Origin of the sequence: Roseovarius gaetbuli, from assembly GCF_900172365.1 — a bacterium.
GTDB lineage: Bacteria > Pseudomonadota > Alphaproteobacteria > Rhodobacterales > Rhodobacteraceae > Roseovarius > Roseovarius gaetbuli.
In genome coordinates, this window is the sequence record NZ_FWFJ01000002.1 from 43,148 (window position 1) to 56,619 (window position 13,472).

Below are 13,472 nucleotides of genomic sequence, written 5' to 3' on the forward strand. Positions count from 1 at the left end.
CAAAAGCTCACGCTCGTTATCCCGCATTTGCGATCATAATTGGAAAAATCCAGACCAAAACTGTCCGGCTTTTAGCCAATGGGTCATGATCTTTGGGTGACGCCGACCTGCCAATGTCAGTCTTCAGCAACCTGGCGAGGCACTGGGGCGACTTGGGTAAACGCGCCATATCGAAAGACGGCGACACGTCCATCTCCCGCTTGATTCAGAATGAATAATGCGGCCAGCGTCAATCCGACGCTGACCGCAGCAATAAGTCTATCGAGGGCTTTGCGCACGGAACGCTCAGCCCTTGCCCACGATGTTATGCTCGGGACCAAAGGGGAAGCCGGTGATGTTCTCGGCCCCATCTTCGCCAATCACCAGAATATCATGCTCGCGGTATCCGCCCGCGCCGGGGCGACCCTCTGGGATCATGACCATCGGCTCCATCGAGACGACCATTCCGGGTTTCAGCTCCGTGTCGATATCCTCGCGCAGCTCAACCCCTGCCTCGCGGCCATAATAGTGGCTCAGCACGCCAAAGCTGTGGCCATAGCCAAAGGAACGGTACTTGAGCAGATCCCATTCGCGATACATCTCGTTGAGTTCCTTGGCGATATCCATGCAGCGCGCGCCCGGCTTCATCAGTTCAAGCCCGCGCTCATGCACCGCGACGTTCTTTTGCCAGATATCGAGGCTGGCATCATCGACGCTATCGCAAAACAAAGTCCGCTCAAGTGCCGTGTAGTAGCCAAAGATCATCGGAAAGGTGTTGAGGCTGAGGATATCGCCCGACTGCACCACGCGATTGGTCACCGGGTTATGGGCGCCATCCGTGTTGATACCCGACTGAAACCATGTCCAGGTGTCCATCAACTCTACAAACGGAAAGGATTTGGCTATCTCGCGGATCATCGCATTGGTGCCAGCGATGGCAACCTCATGCTCGGGCACGCCCGCCTGGACGGCACCGGCGACAGCATAGCCGCCCACGTCGCAGATCCGCGCGCCTTCCTTGATAAGCGTGATTTCTTCGGCTGATTTGATGGTGCGCATCCACATCGACGCCTGGCTGATATCGACCAGTTCGACGCCAGGCAGAGCATCCTGAATCAACTGGCGATACTCAAGCGATACGTGGTCGAACTCGATCCCGACCCGCTTGGCGCCCTTGGTCAGCCCCTGCACCGCGCGGTAGAAGTTGTCGCGCCGCCAGTCGGTATAGGTGATGTTGCTGCCAAAGGTCCGGCGCCACGGCTGACCACCATCAATACCCGCCGAAATCGTTGTGGCATTCTTTTGATCAACAACCATGCCATATTTACGTCCGAAATAGCAGTAGAGCCAACCCGAGTAATAATTGATGCAGTGATACGAAGTGAACAACGCCGCATCGACGTTGTTACCGGCCATCCAGACGCGCAACTCGTTTTGGCGACGCGCCATTTCTGTGTCTGAAAAGGGTGAAAATTCCTTTTCACCATTATGCCACTCCGTGACGTGCAGCATTTCATCATCAAGCATTTCGGTATCTCCTCGCTGTCTTCGATACCAATCGGCTAACAGCAAAGATGACCAAAGCATAATTAATAGGTTTGATTTTAGAATAAGAAATCCAAATCTATAGACTGAGCCGCATTAGCTGCGTGCATACGTAAGCTTGCGAAAGGCGCCTACCCCTTCGGTGATTTGTTCGATCAATTTCAACGCGGCGTCAGAGGCCTTGATGTGCTTATAGAAGAGGCCGACATGCAGGTTGGCCAGCGGAGGAAACCCCTCTTTTGGGGAAAGCACACGCATCCCCGGCAAGAGTGTTTTCTTTGTCAGGGCTGTCACCCCCATCCCGTCAAGCACTGCGTTTTGCAGAGCGGATATGCCGGGACTCTCAAAACAAATCCGCCATTCGCGACCTTCCGTATTGAGGGCATCAATCATCCGTTTACGATAGAAACACCCCTTGGGATGGGCAATTATCTGAACCGGCTTGTCAAGGCTGAATTGATAGTCACGCCCACAGACCCAGAATGGCCGCTCGGACCAGTAGAGCGACACATAAGGTGCAGGCATTGTATCGGTGATCGCTATGGCAAGATCCAGCTCGTCAACATGCAGCTGCCCCAGGATATCACTGCTCCTGTCGCAACGTATATCCAATGAGACATCGGGATTCGCCCGCGAAAAATCGGCAATGATGCGCTGAAAATATTCAATCGCGTAATCTGTAGGCAAACCCACGCGGAGGGTGCCCATGAACTTGGCTTGCTGCAAATTGGCCACCGCCCTGTCATTCAGACGCAGCATCTCGCGGGCATAGCCGATAAGAGCATGCCCCTGCGGCGTCAAATCCAGGACCTTGCCTTTGTGATGCAAAAGTTTGGCCCCTACTAGATCCTCCAACCTCTTGACCTGCAATGAAATAGCGGGCTGCGTGCGGCCGAGAACCTGTCCGGTTTCGGTATAGCTCCCAAGATCCACAACCGTGACAAAGGTGCGGATAAGGTCGATCTGTAAGTTCACAAAATGACGCATGATTAATAATCCTTATTCAAACATTGATACTATGAATTTTACGCATAGAGCAAGCCGTTCTAAGCTCCAGCAACCTAGAAGAAAAGAGGGAAACATGGCCCAAGATACGGCTTTTGCAGCAGAATTACCCTGGCCCGAGTATCAGCGCCGCGTTCAAGGCGGGGCTGTCCCCATCTTTATCCCGCTCGGATCAATGGAACAGCACGGCCACCACATGCCGATGCATGTCGATGTCCTCTTGCCCACTGAATTCGCCCGTCGGGCGGCGGTGGCGACGGGTGGTCTTGTCGCTCCGCCATTCACCTACGGATACAAATCCCAACAAAAGTCGGGGGGTGGCAATTTCTTTCCGGGCACCACCAGCCTGGACGGCGCAAGCCTCGTGAACGCGCTCAAGGATGTCATCCGCGAGTTCGCCCGTCACGGCAATCGCCAGCTTTGCATCGTCAATGGACATTTCGAGAATTCCTGGTTCATCGCCGAAGGCATTGACCTCGCGTTGCGTGAACTGGGCTGGAGTGGCATTCACGACACCAAGGTTGTGGTGCTCTCTTATTGGGATTTCGTCGATCAGGCGGCGATCGACAAGCTTTACCCCGAGGGTTTTCTGGGCTGGGACATTGAGCATGGCGGGGTTCTGGAAACCTCGCTGATGCTGCGCCTCTATCCCGACATGGTGGCCCTGGAAAAGGCAGTCGATCATCCGCCTGCCGAATTCCCGCCCTATGACGTTTATCCGCCGCATCCTGAATGGACACCGGCAAGCGGCACGCTGTCCTCCCCCAAAAACGCCTCTGCCGAAAAGGGCGACATCCTGCTGGACGTCTGCACGCGCGGCATCGTGAAAGCGCTGCGCACAGAGTTCTCATTCAAAGATCAGATTGCCGCCGAGTGAGGCGTTGAGAGACCAAGAACAAAAACCGTTTTGACCACCAAGGAGATATCCATGACCAAGACCACGCACGCCCCGACCCGCCGCCGACTGCTCCAGATGACCGCTGGTGCGGCGCTGGCCACTCCCTTCCTGTCGATCCGCGCCGCGGCCCAGACCGTCAACCTGTCAATGCTGGCATGGTATGGCCATGCAGAGCCCGATATCGTCGGAGAGTTCGAAGACGCCAACAACGCGAAGTTCACGCCGAAGTACTATACCGGCGGCGACAACATGCTTGGCCTGATCGCACAATCGCCCGCTGGCACCTATGACCTCATCCTTTCGGATGCCGAGTATGTTCAACAGCTGAACGCCGCTGGCTATATCGAACAGCTCGATCCGGCGGATTACGCGTTTGACGATTTCTACCCCGAGTTCCAGAAATTCCCCGGCCACTGGCAGGACGACAAGCTGTATTCGGTGATCACGCGGTTCGGCTTCCTCGGCATCGCCCATAACACCGACGTGCTGAGCGAGAAGGACGCGTCAAGCTATGGCGTATTCTCCGATCCACGCGTCACCGGCAAGCTGGGCCACTTTGACTGGCACCTTCCGAACCTGGGTCAGATGAGTCTCGCGGTCGGCAACCCCTCGCCTTATGACATCGACGAGGCGGCCTGGGAAAAGGTGCAGGAGGCCACCATGGCCCTGCGCGGACAGGTCGGCGGCTTTTTTGACTATGGCGGCACCTTCTCGTCGCTCAATGACGGACAGATGGTTGCCTTTGGCGGGATCGGCGACTGGATCACCGGCGTTCTGGAAAAGAACGGCGCAAAGGTGCGCACCACGATCCCCGAAGAAGGCGGGCTGCAATGGACCGAATCCTTCTCGATCGGCAAGGGTTCGCGCAATCACGAGATGGCCCGCAAGTGGATCCAGTGGATCACGTCGCCCGACGGCCAGGCAAAATCCGCGGATATGGCCGCATACCCAGCGCTTGTCCCCAGCAAGAAGGGTTGGGAGGTTCTGAACAGCACCAACCCCGCAGAGGCCAAGCGCCAGAACATGGTTCTGGGCCAACACAATGCCATGGATATGATCCGCGAGGGGCGTATCAAGTACCGCCAACTGCCCGTGCAACAGAGCCTTGAGGACTGGAACGACTTCTGGTCCGACTATAAGGGCGCCTGACGCGGGCCTTGCCGGGGTCTTTCATCTCCCAGACCCCGGCGCATCCGCTCCTGCCTCCGAGAAAGCCGCATAAAATGACCCGATCCCGCCCCAGTCTCTTTTCTCTCGTGCTGTCCCTGCCGCTCTTGATCTGGCAGGTGGCCTTCTTCCTCTTTCCGCTGATCTTCCTCGTGGCAATCAGCTTCTGGACGGTACGCAATTTCCAGATGACGCCGGACCTGAATTTCGGCAATTGGGACCGCATCCTGACGCGTGGCACCTTTTGGGATGCCTATGCGCGCACCGCAATGCTCGCCACGGCGTCGGCGGCATTGACCAGCGCCATCGCCTTTCCCGCTGCCTATGCGATTTCATTCAAGCTCTCGGAGAGGGCCAAGCAATGGCTGGTCTTCGTCCTGATAATTCCCTTTTTCACCAGCTATCTGGTGCGGGTTTATTCGCTTCAGGTGTTTCTGTCGGATGCGGGAATTATCAACGCATTCCTGGACATGTTCGGAATTGGGCCGTTCCTAATGCTTAACACCACCTTTGGCACGCTGGTGGGAATGGTCACGCTCTGCCTGCCGCTGGTGATCCTGCTTCAGGTGTTCAGCCTCAATTTCGTCAACCGAGATTTTGTCGAGGCTGCGCATAACTTGCGCTGCGGACGGCTGCGCACGGTGCTGGCGGTGATCGTGCCCTCGGCACGGGTGGGGCTTGTGATTGCCGCGCTGTTCGCCTTCATCCTCTCGTTCGGCGATTTCGTGAGCCCGCTTTACCTGGGTGGAGGCAACCCGCCGACGCTCTCGATCATGATCACCGATATCACAAAATCCGGGCAGCAATGGCCCCGCGCCGCCGTCGTCGCGCTAATGATGATCGGCACGCTGCTCACCGTGGCCTTCGGCGCCATCACTTATGCCTACAAGGAGCGCGGCAAATGACCGGCAACCGCAATCGCCTGATCAACGCGGCCCTGAAACTGCACATCGCGGCCTGCGTGATCTTTATCTTCGCGCCGATCCTCGGCAGTTTCGTGTTCTCGCTCAACTCGGATCGCTTTCCCTCGCTCCCCCTGGGGCATTTCTCGACCGAGTGGTATCGCCTGATCTGGGAGGATCCGTTCGTCTGGGCCGGATTCTTCAACACCGTCGTCGTCGGGCTCATTGTGGCGGTGATTGCCACGGTGCTGGGTTTTGGCGGGGCCTACACCGATTTTCGATACAACTTTTTCGGAAAGAACATATACCTCGCCCTCGCCCTTTTGCCGCCGACCATCCCGGTGGTAATCATGGGGCTGGCAATGCTGGCGTTCCTGTCTCGGGTAAACCTGTCGGGCAGCACGATCTCGATCATCATCGCTCATGGCGTGATGTGCAGCCCCTTTGCCATGGCCATTATTCGCCTGCGCCTGTCGCAGATGGACCCCGATCTTGAGGCCGCCGCGTGGAACCTTGGCGGCAATGAATGGGCGACCTTGCGCCACGTGATAATTCCCTTCACCAAGCCAGCACTTTTTGCCGCGCTCTTCATCACTATGGCTGTGTCCTTCGATGAATTCGCGGTCGCTTGGTTCGTCTCGGGCCTCAATGAAACCCTGCCGGTAAAAATCCTCGGCTTTCTTCAGGGACAGGTCAGCCCGCGCATCAACGCAATCGGCTCTCTGGCCTTCGTTAGTTCCATCACACTGATCATTCTGGCGCAGATGCTCTTGCGCAATTCGTCAAAGGATAAGTCATGACCATGCACATGAACACCGACGCCATCGTCAAGCTTGATGGGGTCGTCAAGCAATTCGGCACTTTCACCGCCGTGGAGCGGGTCGATTTCGAGATCGGGCGCGGCGAGTTTCTGGCGATCATGGGCTCATCGGGTTGTGGCAAGACAACCACCCTCAGGATGCTGGCGGGATTGGATGATCCAACCGAGGGCGATATATGGCTTGATGGCGAGCGGGTGAACGGCAAGGCCACATGGGACCGCGACACGCCGATGGTCTGGCAGAGCCTTGCGCTTTTCCCCTTCCTCACGGTGCAGGAAAACGTCGAATTCAGCCTGAAGATGCGCGGCGTGGGCAAGACCGAGCGTATCGCCCGGGCGCGCAACTGGCTCGACAAGATGCAGATTCTCGAATTCGCCGACCGCAACATCTCGCAACTTTCAGGTGGTCAAAGGCAGCGCGTGGCCCTTGCACGCGCCCTAGTGACCGAACCCAAGATATTGCTCCTTGATGAACCACTCTCGGCGCTTGACGCGCATCTCAAGGTACGGATGCAGGCGGTGCTGTCGAGCCTGCAAAAAGACCTTGGCATCACCTTTGTCTATGTCACTCACTCCATGTCCGAGGCATTTTCAATGGCGGATCGGGTGGTGATCATGAGCCGGGGCAAGATCGAGCAGATCGGGTCGCCCCAGGAAATCTATCACGCGCCGCGCAATCGGTTCGTGGCCGAATTTCTCGGTTCTTCCAATATCTTCACTGGACGGCTGGTAGAGAAATCAGGTGACGATTGGCTGGTCGAGACTGTTCATGGCCGCTTTGCGGTCACTGCAAGCAATGCGCCCGCGAAATCTCTGGGAGACGCGGTAACCTTTACCGTCAGCGCCGAGAACATGCATATCAGCCCCGAGGGGGCCCACACGCCAGGTATCCGGGCCAAGGTGGTGGGCGAGGAGTTCGTCGGTGCCACTGCCATTGTATTTCTAGAGACAGAAACAGGAGAAGAGTTGAAGGTGCAGAAAAGTCATGTTGAACTGACTTCGGTAAATCTGCATCCGGGGAGCACCCTGAATCTGCATTGGGAGTCTCATAGCTGTCATGTCCTGCCAGGCGAATGACACCGAAAAGCGCCGCGAGGCCATTATTCCGCAAGGCGCGGCTTACTTTGCTGTAGAGACAACCAAATCCGCGCGGCATTTCGCCTTTCACCTGCTCCCCGAGTTCACCCTTCTAGCGTTCAGCGCAGCGCTTGACCCTCTGAGGATCGCCAACCAACTGGCACAGCGCCCGCTCTATCGCTGGACTGTGTCCTCGCAGGATGGCGCCGCGGCTACCAGTTCTTGCGGGATGTCGGTGAATGTCGATCAGCCGCTAAGCCCGAGCGCGCGCGATACCGATCTCGTGGTCTGTGGCGGCACTGTGCGAAGTGGCGAGGGCCATAAGGAATTGCAGGCGGTCCTACGCCAGCATGCCCGCTTTGGTGGTCGTGTGGGGGGGATCTGCACGGGGGCGATTGCCCTCGCGCAGGCGGGGTTGTTGGCTGGGCGCAAGGCCACATTGCACTGGGAAAACCAACCCGCGTTTCGCGAAAAGTTTCCCGACGTGGAGGTAACCGGAAACACCTATGAGGTGGATGGCAGGATTTTCACTTGTGGTGGCGGCGTGGGCGCAACCGACATGATGCTAGAGATCATCGAAGACGATTACGGCCGACCTTTTGCCGATCTGGTCGCCGACATGTGCCTCTACGCTCAGCGCCGCAGCGAGCGATCCCCTCAGCGCACATCGATCAGCAATGCAATCGAAAGCCGCAACCCTTTGCTTGTCCGCGCAATCAAGCTGATGCAAGCCAATATTGAAACGCCAACGGCGATGGAAGATCTGGCAGATGCCACAGGATGTTCACGCCGACAAATGGAACGGCTTTTCATGAAATATCTCGACAAGACCCCCTACAGGTTCTTTCGCGACCTCAGGCTTGACCATGGCCATAGTCTTTTGCGAGAGACCGACATGAGCGTGACAGAGATAGCCGTCGCCTCGGGCTTTGCCTCGCCGGTTGTTTTCATAAAATGCTTTCGCGAACGCTTTGGCCACTCTCCCGGAAAATACCGAAAAACGAACTAGCTTGAATGCATCAGGGTTTGGTACCGCCGCAAGGGTCAATCTATACCATATTGGCCTGTTGGAAGATCGATGTTTGCCGCCACTCCATGTGAGCAAATGAGGCCAATTGCGCCGAAGATGGGGACTATCTTAGTTTGAGAATTTAAACTTCACAGCCCGACTTTCAGCGCTCGTCCAGTCGATCACACCTAAACTAAAGGGCAACTAAAGCCGCCCCGAATGGTCTTACTCGGCGTTCCGCGCAGCGTAATTGTCCCAGGCATAACGTCGAAATAACATACGCCGTTCTAAGAGAAACAGAGCGTCCCTGAACATGTGCAGTAAAATAGTTTTGGGGAGTATCGCTCCGGGTCCTTATACTGCACATAATCACAATCTTTGTCGGAATGTCTTCCAAAGCGACACAGCACTCGTGACCTTTTAGGAATGTTCTTCTCACCCTTCTGGTAAGTAACTGACTGAATAGCCTTGTAGGCGCTTCGGTTGTCGGGTGGCCGGGTTTGCAACCCCGACCACCCAGCTCCCTTTCAGGAGTGTCAGTTCGGCACCTCGCGGCGCGCAAGCCGTTCTTCGAGCCAATCCAGCACCTCACTCTCCAACCAACCCACGCGGTTCGGACCCAGCTGTACCCGCTTGGGGAATAGGCCTGCCTTCTCCAGACGTGCGATGTGTTGCGGTGAGTACAAGACTAATTCCTTGACCTGGCGTTTTGAAAGTATCCTCATCACGATCTCTCCATGATAGAAGAGCATCGCGATGCTCGGGTTTCGACAAATCCCCCGAGGAAGTTTCAGACTAGCAGTCGGCAAGCAAGTTGGCGAGATAATCGTCGTAAGCCTTCACGGCGAACCGCATTTCTGCAATGTATGAATGCCGGTTGTATACCGCAGCAACCCCGCTGATGGACCCAGAAACATGATTCAGCAGCTTTTCTGTGACATGAATTGGCGTGCCAAGTTTGGCATGAATTGTGGAGAAGGTCCGGCGCAAATCATGCAACGTGAAATGAGCTAACCCTGTATCTTCTACAATCCGTCGCTGTGCCTTCGACCACCCATTATAAGGCTGATCGTCGCCTGGCGTACCGAAGACGTGAATCTGACCACCTTCGATGTCATGCAGCAGATCTACCGCTCTCGAACACACTGGCACGCGATGCTCACGCTTGTTTTTTGTGCGGTCAGGTCCAAAGATCAGGGTGTCACCATCGACCTCTGACCATTGCAGCCCCGCGACCTCCCCTTTCCTCTGACCGGTCAGTGCCAGCAGGCTGACGATGTCATGGAAGCGGCCCCGGTGCCCAAGGGTGAACTTCAACAGAGTCTTCAACTCTTCTTCAGAGAGCACCCTGTCACGTGAGACGGTCCGGTTTGGCCGTTTCAGTGCGTTGAGCGGGTTGCTTGCAACATACTGACGGCGCACAGCCCAGTTGAAAAACACCTTGAAAGTTGTGAAGGCGTAGTTTTGACTCGAAGGACTTTGGGTATATTGCTCAATTCCTTTGAGAATATCGGATTGGGTGATGCTGCCAATCGCACCACTGAATTCTATGTTGCTCAGGTAGAGCACGTAGCCTTCAAGGGTGCTCACCCGCAATCGATTGCGACAGTCCTCTAAGTAGGCTTCGACTACCGCTTGATAATCATGATCAGCCTGAGGATCGGTCGAAAGCCCTTGAGTGGCCAAAAACAGCCGCGCACGTTTGCGTGCATCAGCTAAACTTAGATCCGGATAGCGACCCAAAGTCTTGAGCCGTCGATCTCTACCGTACATGACGACATAGGATTTTCGTTTGCTGGAGCAGCGAATGCCGAAGCCAGGTGTCGTAGCATCCCAGTGGGTCACCTGCCCCTTTTCCGTGAAAGACAGTTTCTTGACGCCTAGGTCTGTCAGTCTCATCTGCATTTTAGTCTCTTTTTAGTCTCATGAATCATGTGCATAATGGTGATATGCAGTGATTAGCTATGTTCATCTAAAAAGGTATAACCCCTTGTTTTTATATATGATAGGCGCATCAATGTACAGCAATGTGTACCCCCTGAATCTGACTACGAATCAAGGGGTCGGGGGTTCGAATCCTCCTCGGTCCGCCACTTGCCCCCTTGAAATGATCGTGCTCAGCCGCGCCTCTCGCACGCAGACCACCGAATGCGCTAGCGGAAACTTGGTTTTATTCCATAGCCATAGACAGCATTCTTAAAGTGAAGTGACCGCAGGATTGCGCCGTCAGGACAGCGACGTGACCCAGAGAATGGTGGCGTCTTCGGTACTGACCGACACCACGTTATGACCCATGGTCGCGTCGTAATAGGCGCTGTCGCCTCGGCGCATCTCGATCGGTTCATAAAACTCGGTGTAAAGCCGGATCACCCCGGTCAACACATAGAGAAACTCTTCGCCGTCATGGCGGACCCAGCCGTCAAATTCATCAATGCTGCGGGCCCTGATCTGGGCGCGGTAGGGCAGCATGCGCTTGCGGCTGAGCACCTCGGCGAGCAATTCGTGCTCATAAGTCACCGTGGCCTTTTGCGCGCCCTCGCCCGAGCGTGTCACCGCCATGCGCCCGTTGATCTGATCGCGCTGCGGTTGGGTGAAGAGCTGCGGCACCGAAATCTCAAGCCCGAGGGCCAGCTTTTTAAGCGCCTCATAGGTCGGCGACATCTGGCCGTTTTCGATCTTGGAAAGGGTCGAGCGGGCAAGCCCGGCCTGTTTTGCCGCCTGTTCCAGCGTCCAGCCGCGCGCCTTGCGCAATTCGCGCACGCGCCCGCCAAGGTCGAGCGGCTCGGCCACCGGGCTCTGCCCGTCTTCGCGGTTGATGCTGATCAAGGAATGGATTGCTTTATCGGTCATGACGCTTTTCTATACGCAGACCTCCCTGCACTTGCAACTAAGCCGCGCCCGGCCTAAGCCACCCCCATGACATCGCTTTTCGATCAGGGCCCGCCCGCCCCCTGCCCTCGGCCATTCAACCTTGCCGCCCATGTTCTGGGCCGGGCCGATGCTTGCCCTGACAAGATCGCGCTTGCGGTTCTGGGGCTGGAAGGCACCGAGGCCTGGAGCTATGGGCGCCTGAAATCGGCGGTTCTCGGGACTGGTACCGGGCTTTTGCAGGCCGGATTGCGCCCCGGCGACCGGGTGTTGATACGCCTTGATAACACGGTGGAATTTCCGATTGCCTATCTAGGGGCAATTGCCGTGGGCCTTGTGCCGGTGCCGACCTCGGCGCAGCTGACCGCGCCCGAGGTCGCGCGGATGATTACCACGCTCACCCCCGCTGCGATTCTGCGCGCGCCTGGCGTGGCCTGTCCCGAGACCGACGTGACGATCATCGACCAGCCCGCGCTTGAGGCAATGCGCGATCTGCCCGCCGCGCGCTATGACATGGGCGACCCGGATCGCCTTGCCTATATCATCTATACCTCTGGCACCTCTGGCGTGCCGCGCGCGGTCTGCCACACGCATCGCGCGATCTGGGCGCGTCAGATGATGATTGAGGGCTGGTATGACCTGCGCTACACCGACCGGCTCTGTCATGCGGGCGCGTTCAACTGGACCTATACGCTTGGCACCGGGTTGATGGATCCCTGGACGATGGGCGCCACCGCCCTGATCCCCGCACCCGAGATCACTCCAGAGCAATTGCCGGGCCTGCTTGCCCAGCAAAAAGCGACGATTTTTGCAGCAGCTCCGGGGGTTTATCGCAAGCTCTTAAAGCCGGATCAGAGCTTTGATCTGCCTGATCTGCGCCACGGTCTCTCGGCTGGAGAAAAGCTGTCGCAGACGATCCGCCAGCATTGGCAAGACGCCACCGGCACCGCGATTTACGAGGCTTACGGCATGTCCGAATGCTCGACCTTTATCTCGGGCAGCCCCGCACATCCCGCCACGAACAACAGCCTTGGGCGCCCGCAGACCGGCCGCCGTGTCGCAATTCTCGGGCCGGATGGCCCGGTGCCGCTTGGCCATGAGGGCACCATCGCCGTACACCGCGATGATCCCGGCCTTATGCTTGGCTATCTCAACGCCCCCGAGGCGACGGCAGAGAAATTTGACGGCGACTGGTTCGTGACCGGCGATCAGGGCGCGATGGACGGCGATGGCCAGATCACCTATCTCGGGCGCGCCGATGACATGATGAACGCCGGCGGCTTTCGCGTCTCGCCGCTTGAGGTCGAGGCGGCGCTGAACCGGCACCCCGGCATCACCCAATGCGCCGTGACCGACATCGAGGTAAAACAGGATGCACGCCTGATCATGGCCTTCTATACTGGCCCCGAACCCTTGCCGCCCGAAACCCTGGATCAGTTCGCCACGGCAGAGCTGGCCGCCTATAAACGCCCGCGTGGCTATTTCCACGTGCCCGCCCTGCCGACCGGGGCCAATGGCAAACTCCTGCGTCGCGCATTGCGGCCCATTTACGAGGCTATGAATGGTCAAGCTTGATATCGTTTCCGATCCGATCTGTCCCTGGTGCTACATCGGGAAAACCCTTCTTGATCAGGCCCTTGCAGAGCGCCCCGATCATGGCTTCGAGATCGCCTGGCATCCGTTCCAGCTCAACCCCGAGATGCCCGCCGCGGGCATGGACCGGCGCGAGTATCTTGAACATAAATTCGGCGGCAAAGAGGGCGCGATGCGCGCCTATGCCCCGGTGGTCGAGCGCGCCGAGGCGGTTGGTCTCAAGATTGATTTCTCCGGGATCAAACGCACCCCCAACACGCTTGACGCGCATCGCCTGATCCATTGGGCGGGCATCGAGGACGTACAGAGCGACATGGCGATGGCGCTGTTCCGGGCCTATTTTGAGGAGGGGCGCGATATTGGCGATCACGAGGTTCTGGCCGATTTGGCCGATAGCCTGTCGATGGACGGCGCGATGATCCTGCGGCTTTTGCAGAGTGATGCGGACCGAGAGGATATCGCCAATCGCGACAAACAGTTTCGTGAAATGGGCATCACCGGCGTGCCGACCTTTATCGTCGCCGGCCAGCATGCCGTGCCCGGCTGTCAGCCCGCCGATCTCTGGCTCAAGGTGATCGACGAGCTTGGCGCACAGGCGGGGGCCTGACC

13 protein-coding genes are annotated in these 13,472 nt (G+C 57.3%); 8 read left to right on the top strand and 5 right to left on the bottom strand.

Translation table 11 applies throughout. The features are described from left to right. Positions 1-285: 285 nt before the first annotated feature. Positions 286-1,506 (bottom strand): M24 family metallopeptidase, encoded by a 1,221-nt coding sequence (locus tag ROG8370_RS01440; protein ID WP_085825319.1) that lies wholly within the window; start codon positions 1,504-1,506, stop codon positions 286-288. A gap of 114 nt (positions 1,507-1,620) precedes the next feature. Continuing rightward, entirely contained in the window at positions 1,621-2,511 is an 891-nt protein-coding gene (locus ROG8370_RS01445; protein WP_085825320.1) for a LysR substrate-binding domain-containing protein, read from the bottom strand. 94 nt (positions 2,512-2,605) lie between these two features. On the opposite strand from ROG8370_RS01445, the gene ROG8370_RS01450 reads away from it, so the two are divergent. The 6 genes from ROG8370_RS01450 (at position 2,606) to ROG8370_RS01475 (ending at position 8,402) form a co-directional block, all read left to right on the top strand. Next, entirely contained in the window at positions 2,606-3,406 is an 801-nt protein-coding gene (locus ROG8370_RS01450) for a creatininase (protein WP_085825321.1), read from the top strand. Positions 3,407-3,457: 51 nt separating this feature from the next. Beyond that, positions 3,458-4,576: a polyamine ABC transporter substrate-binding protein gene (locus tag ROG8370_RS01455; protein ID WP_085825322.1), complete on the top strand. Its 1,119-nt coding sequence runs from the start codon at positions 3,458-3,460 to the stop codon at positions 4,574-4,576. Between the two features lie 74 nt (positions 4,577-4,650). Continuing rightward, positions 4,651-5,499 carry an ABC transporter permease gene (locus ROG8370_RS01460; protein ID WP_073196173.1) on the top strand — a complete coding sequence of 283 codons (849 nt, stop codon included), beginning with the start codon at positions 4,651-4,653 and terminating at the stop codon, positions 5,497-5,499. Next, positions 5,496-6,296 (top strand): ABC transporter permease, encoded by an 801-nt coding sequence (locus tag ROG8370_RS01465; RefSeq protein ID WP_085825323.1) that lies wholly within the window; start codon positions 5,496-5,498, stop codon positions 6,294-6,296. Before ROG8370_RS01460 ends, ROG8370_RS01465 begins: the two co-directional genes overlap by 4 nt. A 2-nt stretch (positions 6,297-6,298) precedes the next feature. After that, positions 6,299-7,393, top strand: a complete 1,095-nt coding sequence (locus ROG8370_RS01470; protein WP_085825450.1) for an ABC transporter ATP-binding protein — start codon at positions 6,299-6,301, stop codon at positions 7,391-7,393. Beyond that, on the top strand, positions 7,374-8,402 hold the full coding sequence (locus tag ROG8370_RS01475) for a GlxA family transcriptional regulator (RefSeq protein WP_085825324.1): 1,029 nt from the start codon (positions 7,374-7,376) through the stop codon (positions 8,400-8,402). Before ROG8370_RS01470 ends, ROG8370_RS01475 begins: the two co-directional genes overlap by 20 nt. Before the next feature lie 536 nt (positions 8,403-8,938). Here the strand turns inward: ROG8370_RS01475 and ROG8370_RS01480 are convergent. The 3 genes from ROG8370_RS01480 to ROG8370_RS01490 form a co-directional block, all read right to left on the bottom strand. Beyond that, positions 8,939-9,154, bottom strand: coding sequence for a helix-turn-helix transcriptional regulator (locus ROG8370_RS01480; protein WP_306372357.1), 216 nt, complete (start codon positions 9,152-9,154; stop codon positions 8,939-8,941). 43 nt (positions 9,155-9,197) lie between these two features. Beyond that, positions 9,198-10,307 (bottom strand): tyrosine-type recombinase/integrase, encoded by a 1,110-nt coding sequence (locus ROG8370_RS01485; protein ID WP_085825325.1) that lies wholly within the window; start codon positions 10,305-10,307, stop codon positions 9,198-9,200. A 321-nt stretch (positions 10,308-10,628) separates the two neighbouring features. Further along, a complete protein-coding gene (locus tag ROG8370_RS01490; protein WP_085825326.1) occupies positions 10,629-11,252 on the bottom strand; it encodes a helix-turn-helix domain-containing protein in 624 nt (207 codons plus the stop codon). Positions 11,253-11,318: 66 nt separating this feature from the next. Between ROG8370_RS01490 and ROG8370_RS01495 the strand changes: the two genes are divergently transcribed. Then, positions 11,319-12,845 carry a class I adenylate-forming enzyme family protein gene (locus tag ROG8370_RS01495; protein ID WP_085825327.1) on the top strand — a complete coding sequence of 509 codons (1,527 nt, stop codon included), beginning with the start codon at positions 11,319-11,321 and terminating at the stop codon, positions 12,843-12,845. Next, on the top strand, positions 12,832-13,470 hold the full coding sequence (locus tag ROG8370_RS01500) for a DsbA family oxidoreductase (RefSeq protein ID WP_085825328.1): 639 nt from the start codon (positions 12,832-12,834) through the stop codon (positions 13,468-13,470). The genes ROG8370_RS01495 and ROG8370_RS01500 overlap by 14 nt, the downstream gene beginning before the upstream one ends. Positions 13,471-13,472: the final 2 nt, after the last annotated feature.

Coding starts and splice junctions, on each gene's coding strand:
- ROG8370_RS01445 (WP_085825320.1), bottom strand. CDS start 2,511: ATGCGTCATTTTGTGAACTTACAGATCGACCTTATCCGCACCTTTGTC.
- ROG8370_RS01475 (WP_085825324.1), top strand. CDS start 7,374: ATGTCCTGCCAGGCGAATGACACCGAAAAGCGCCGCGAGGCCATTATT.
- ROG8370_RS01460 (WP_073196173.1), top strand. CDS start 4,651: ATGACCCGATCCCGCCCCAGTCTCTTTTCTCTCGTGCTGTCCCTGCCG.
- ROG8370_RS01485 (WP_085825325.1), bottom strand. CDS start 10,307: ATGCAGATGAGACTGACAGACCTAGGCGTCAAGAAACTGTCTTTCACG.
- ROG8370_RS01495 (WP_085825327.1), top strand. CDS start 11,319: ATGACATCGCTTTTCGATCAGGGCCCGCCCGCCCCCTGCCCTCGGCCA.
- ROG8370_RS01500 (WP_085825328.1), top strand. CDS start 12,832: ATGGTCAAGCTTGATATCGTTTCCGATCCGATCTGTCCCTGGTGCTAC.
- ROG8370_RS01455 (WP_085825322.1), top strand. CDS start 3,458: ATGACCAAGACCACGCACGCCCCGACCCGCCGCCGACTGCTCCAGATG.
- ROG8370_RS01450 (WP_085825321.1), top strand. CDS start 2,606: ATGGCCCAAGATACGGCTTTTGCAGCAGAATTACCCTGGCCCGAGTAT.
- ROG8370_RS01465 (WP_085825323.1), top strand. CDS start 5,496: ATGACCGGCAACCGCAATCGCCTGATCAACGCGGCCCTGAAACTGCAC.
- ROG8370_RS01490 (WP_085825326.1), bottom strand. CDS start 11,252: ATGACCGATAAAGCAATCCATTCCTTGATCAGCATCAACCGCGAAGAC.
- ROG8370_RS01440 (WP_085825319.1), bottom strand. CDS start 1,506: ATGCTTGATGATGAAATGCTGCACGTCACGGAGTGGCATAATGGTGAA.
- ROG8370_RS01480 (WP_306372357.1), bottom strand. CDS start 9,154: ATGCTCTTCTATCATGGAGAGATCGTGATGAGGATACTTTCAAAACGC.
- ROG8370_RS01470 (WP_085825450.1), top strand. CDS start 6,299: ATGCACATGAACACCGACGCCATCGTCAAGCTTGATGGGGTCGTCAAG.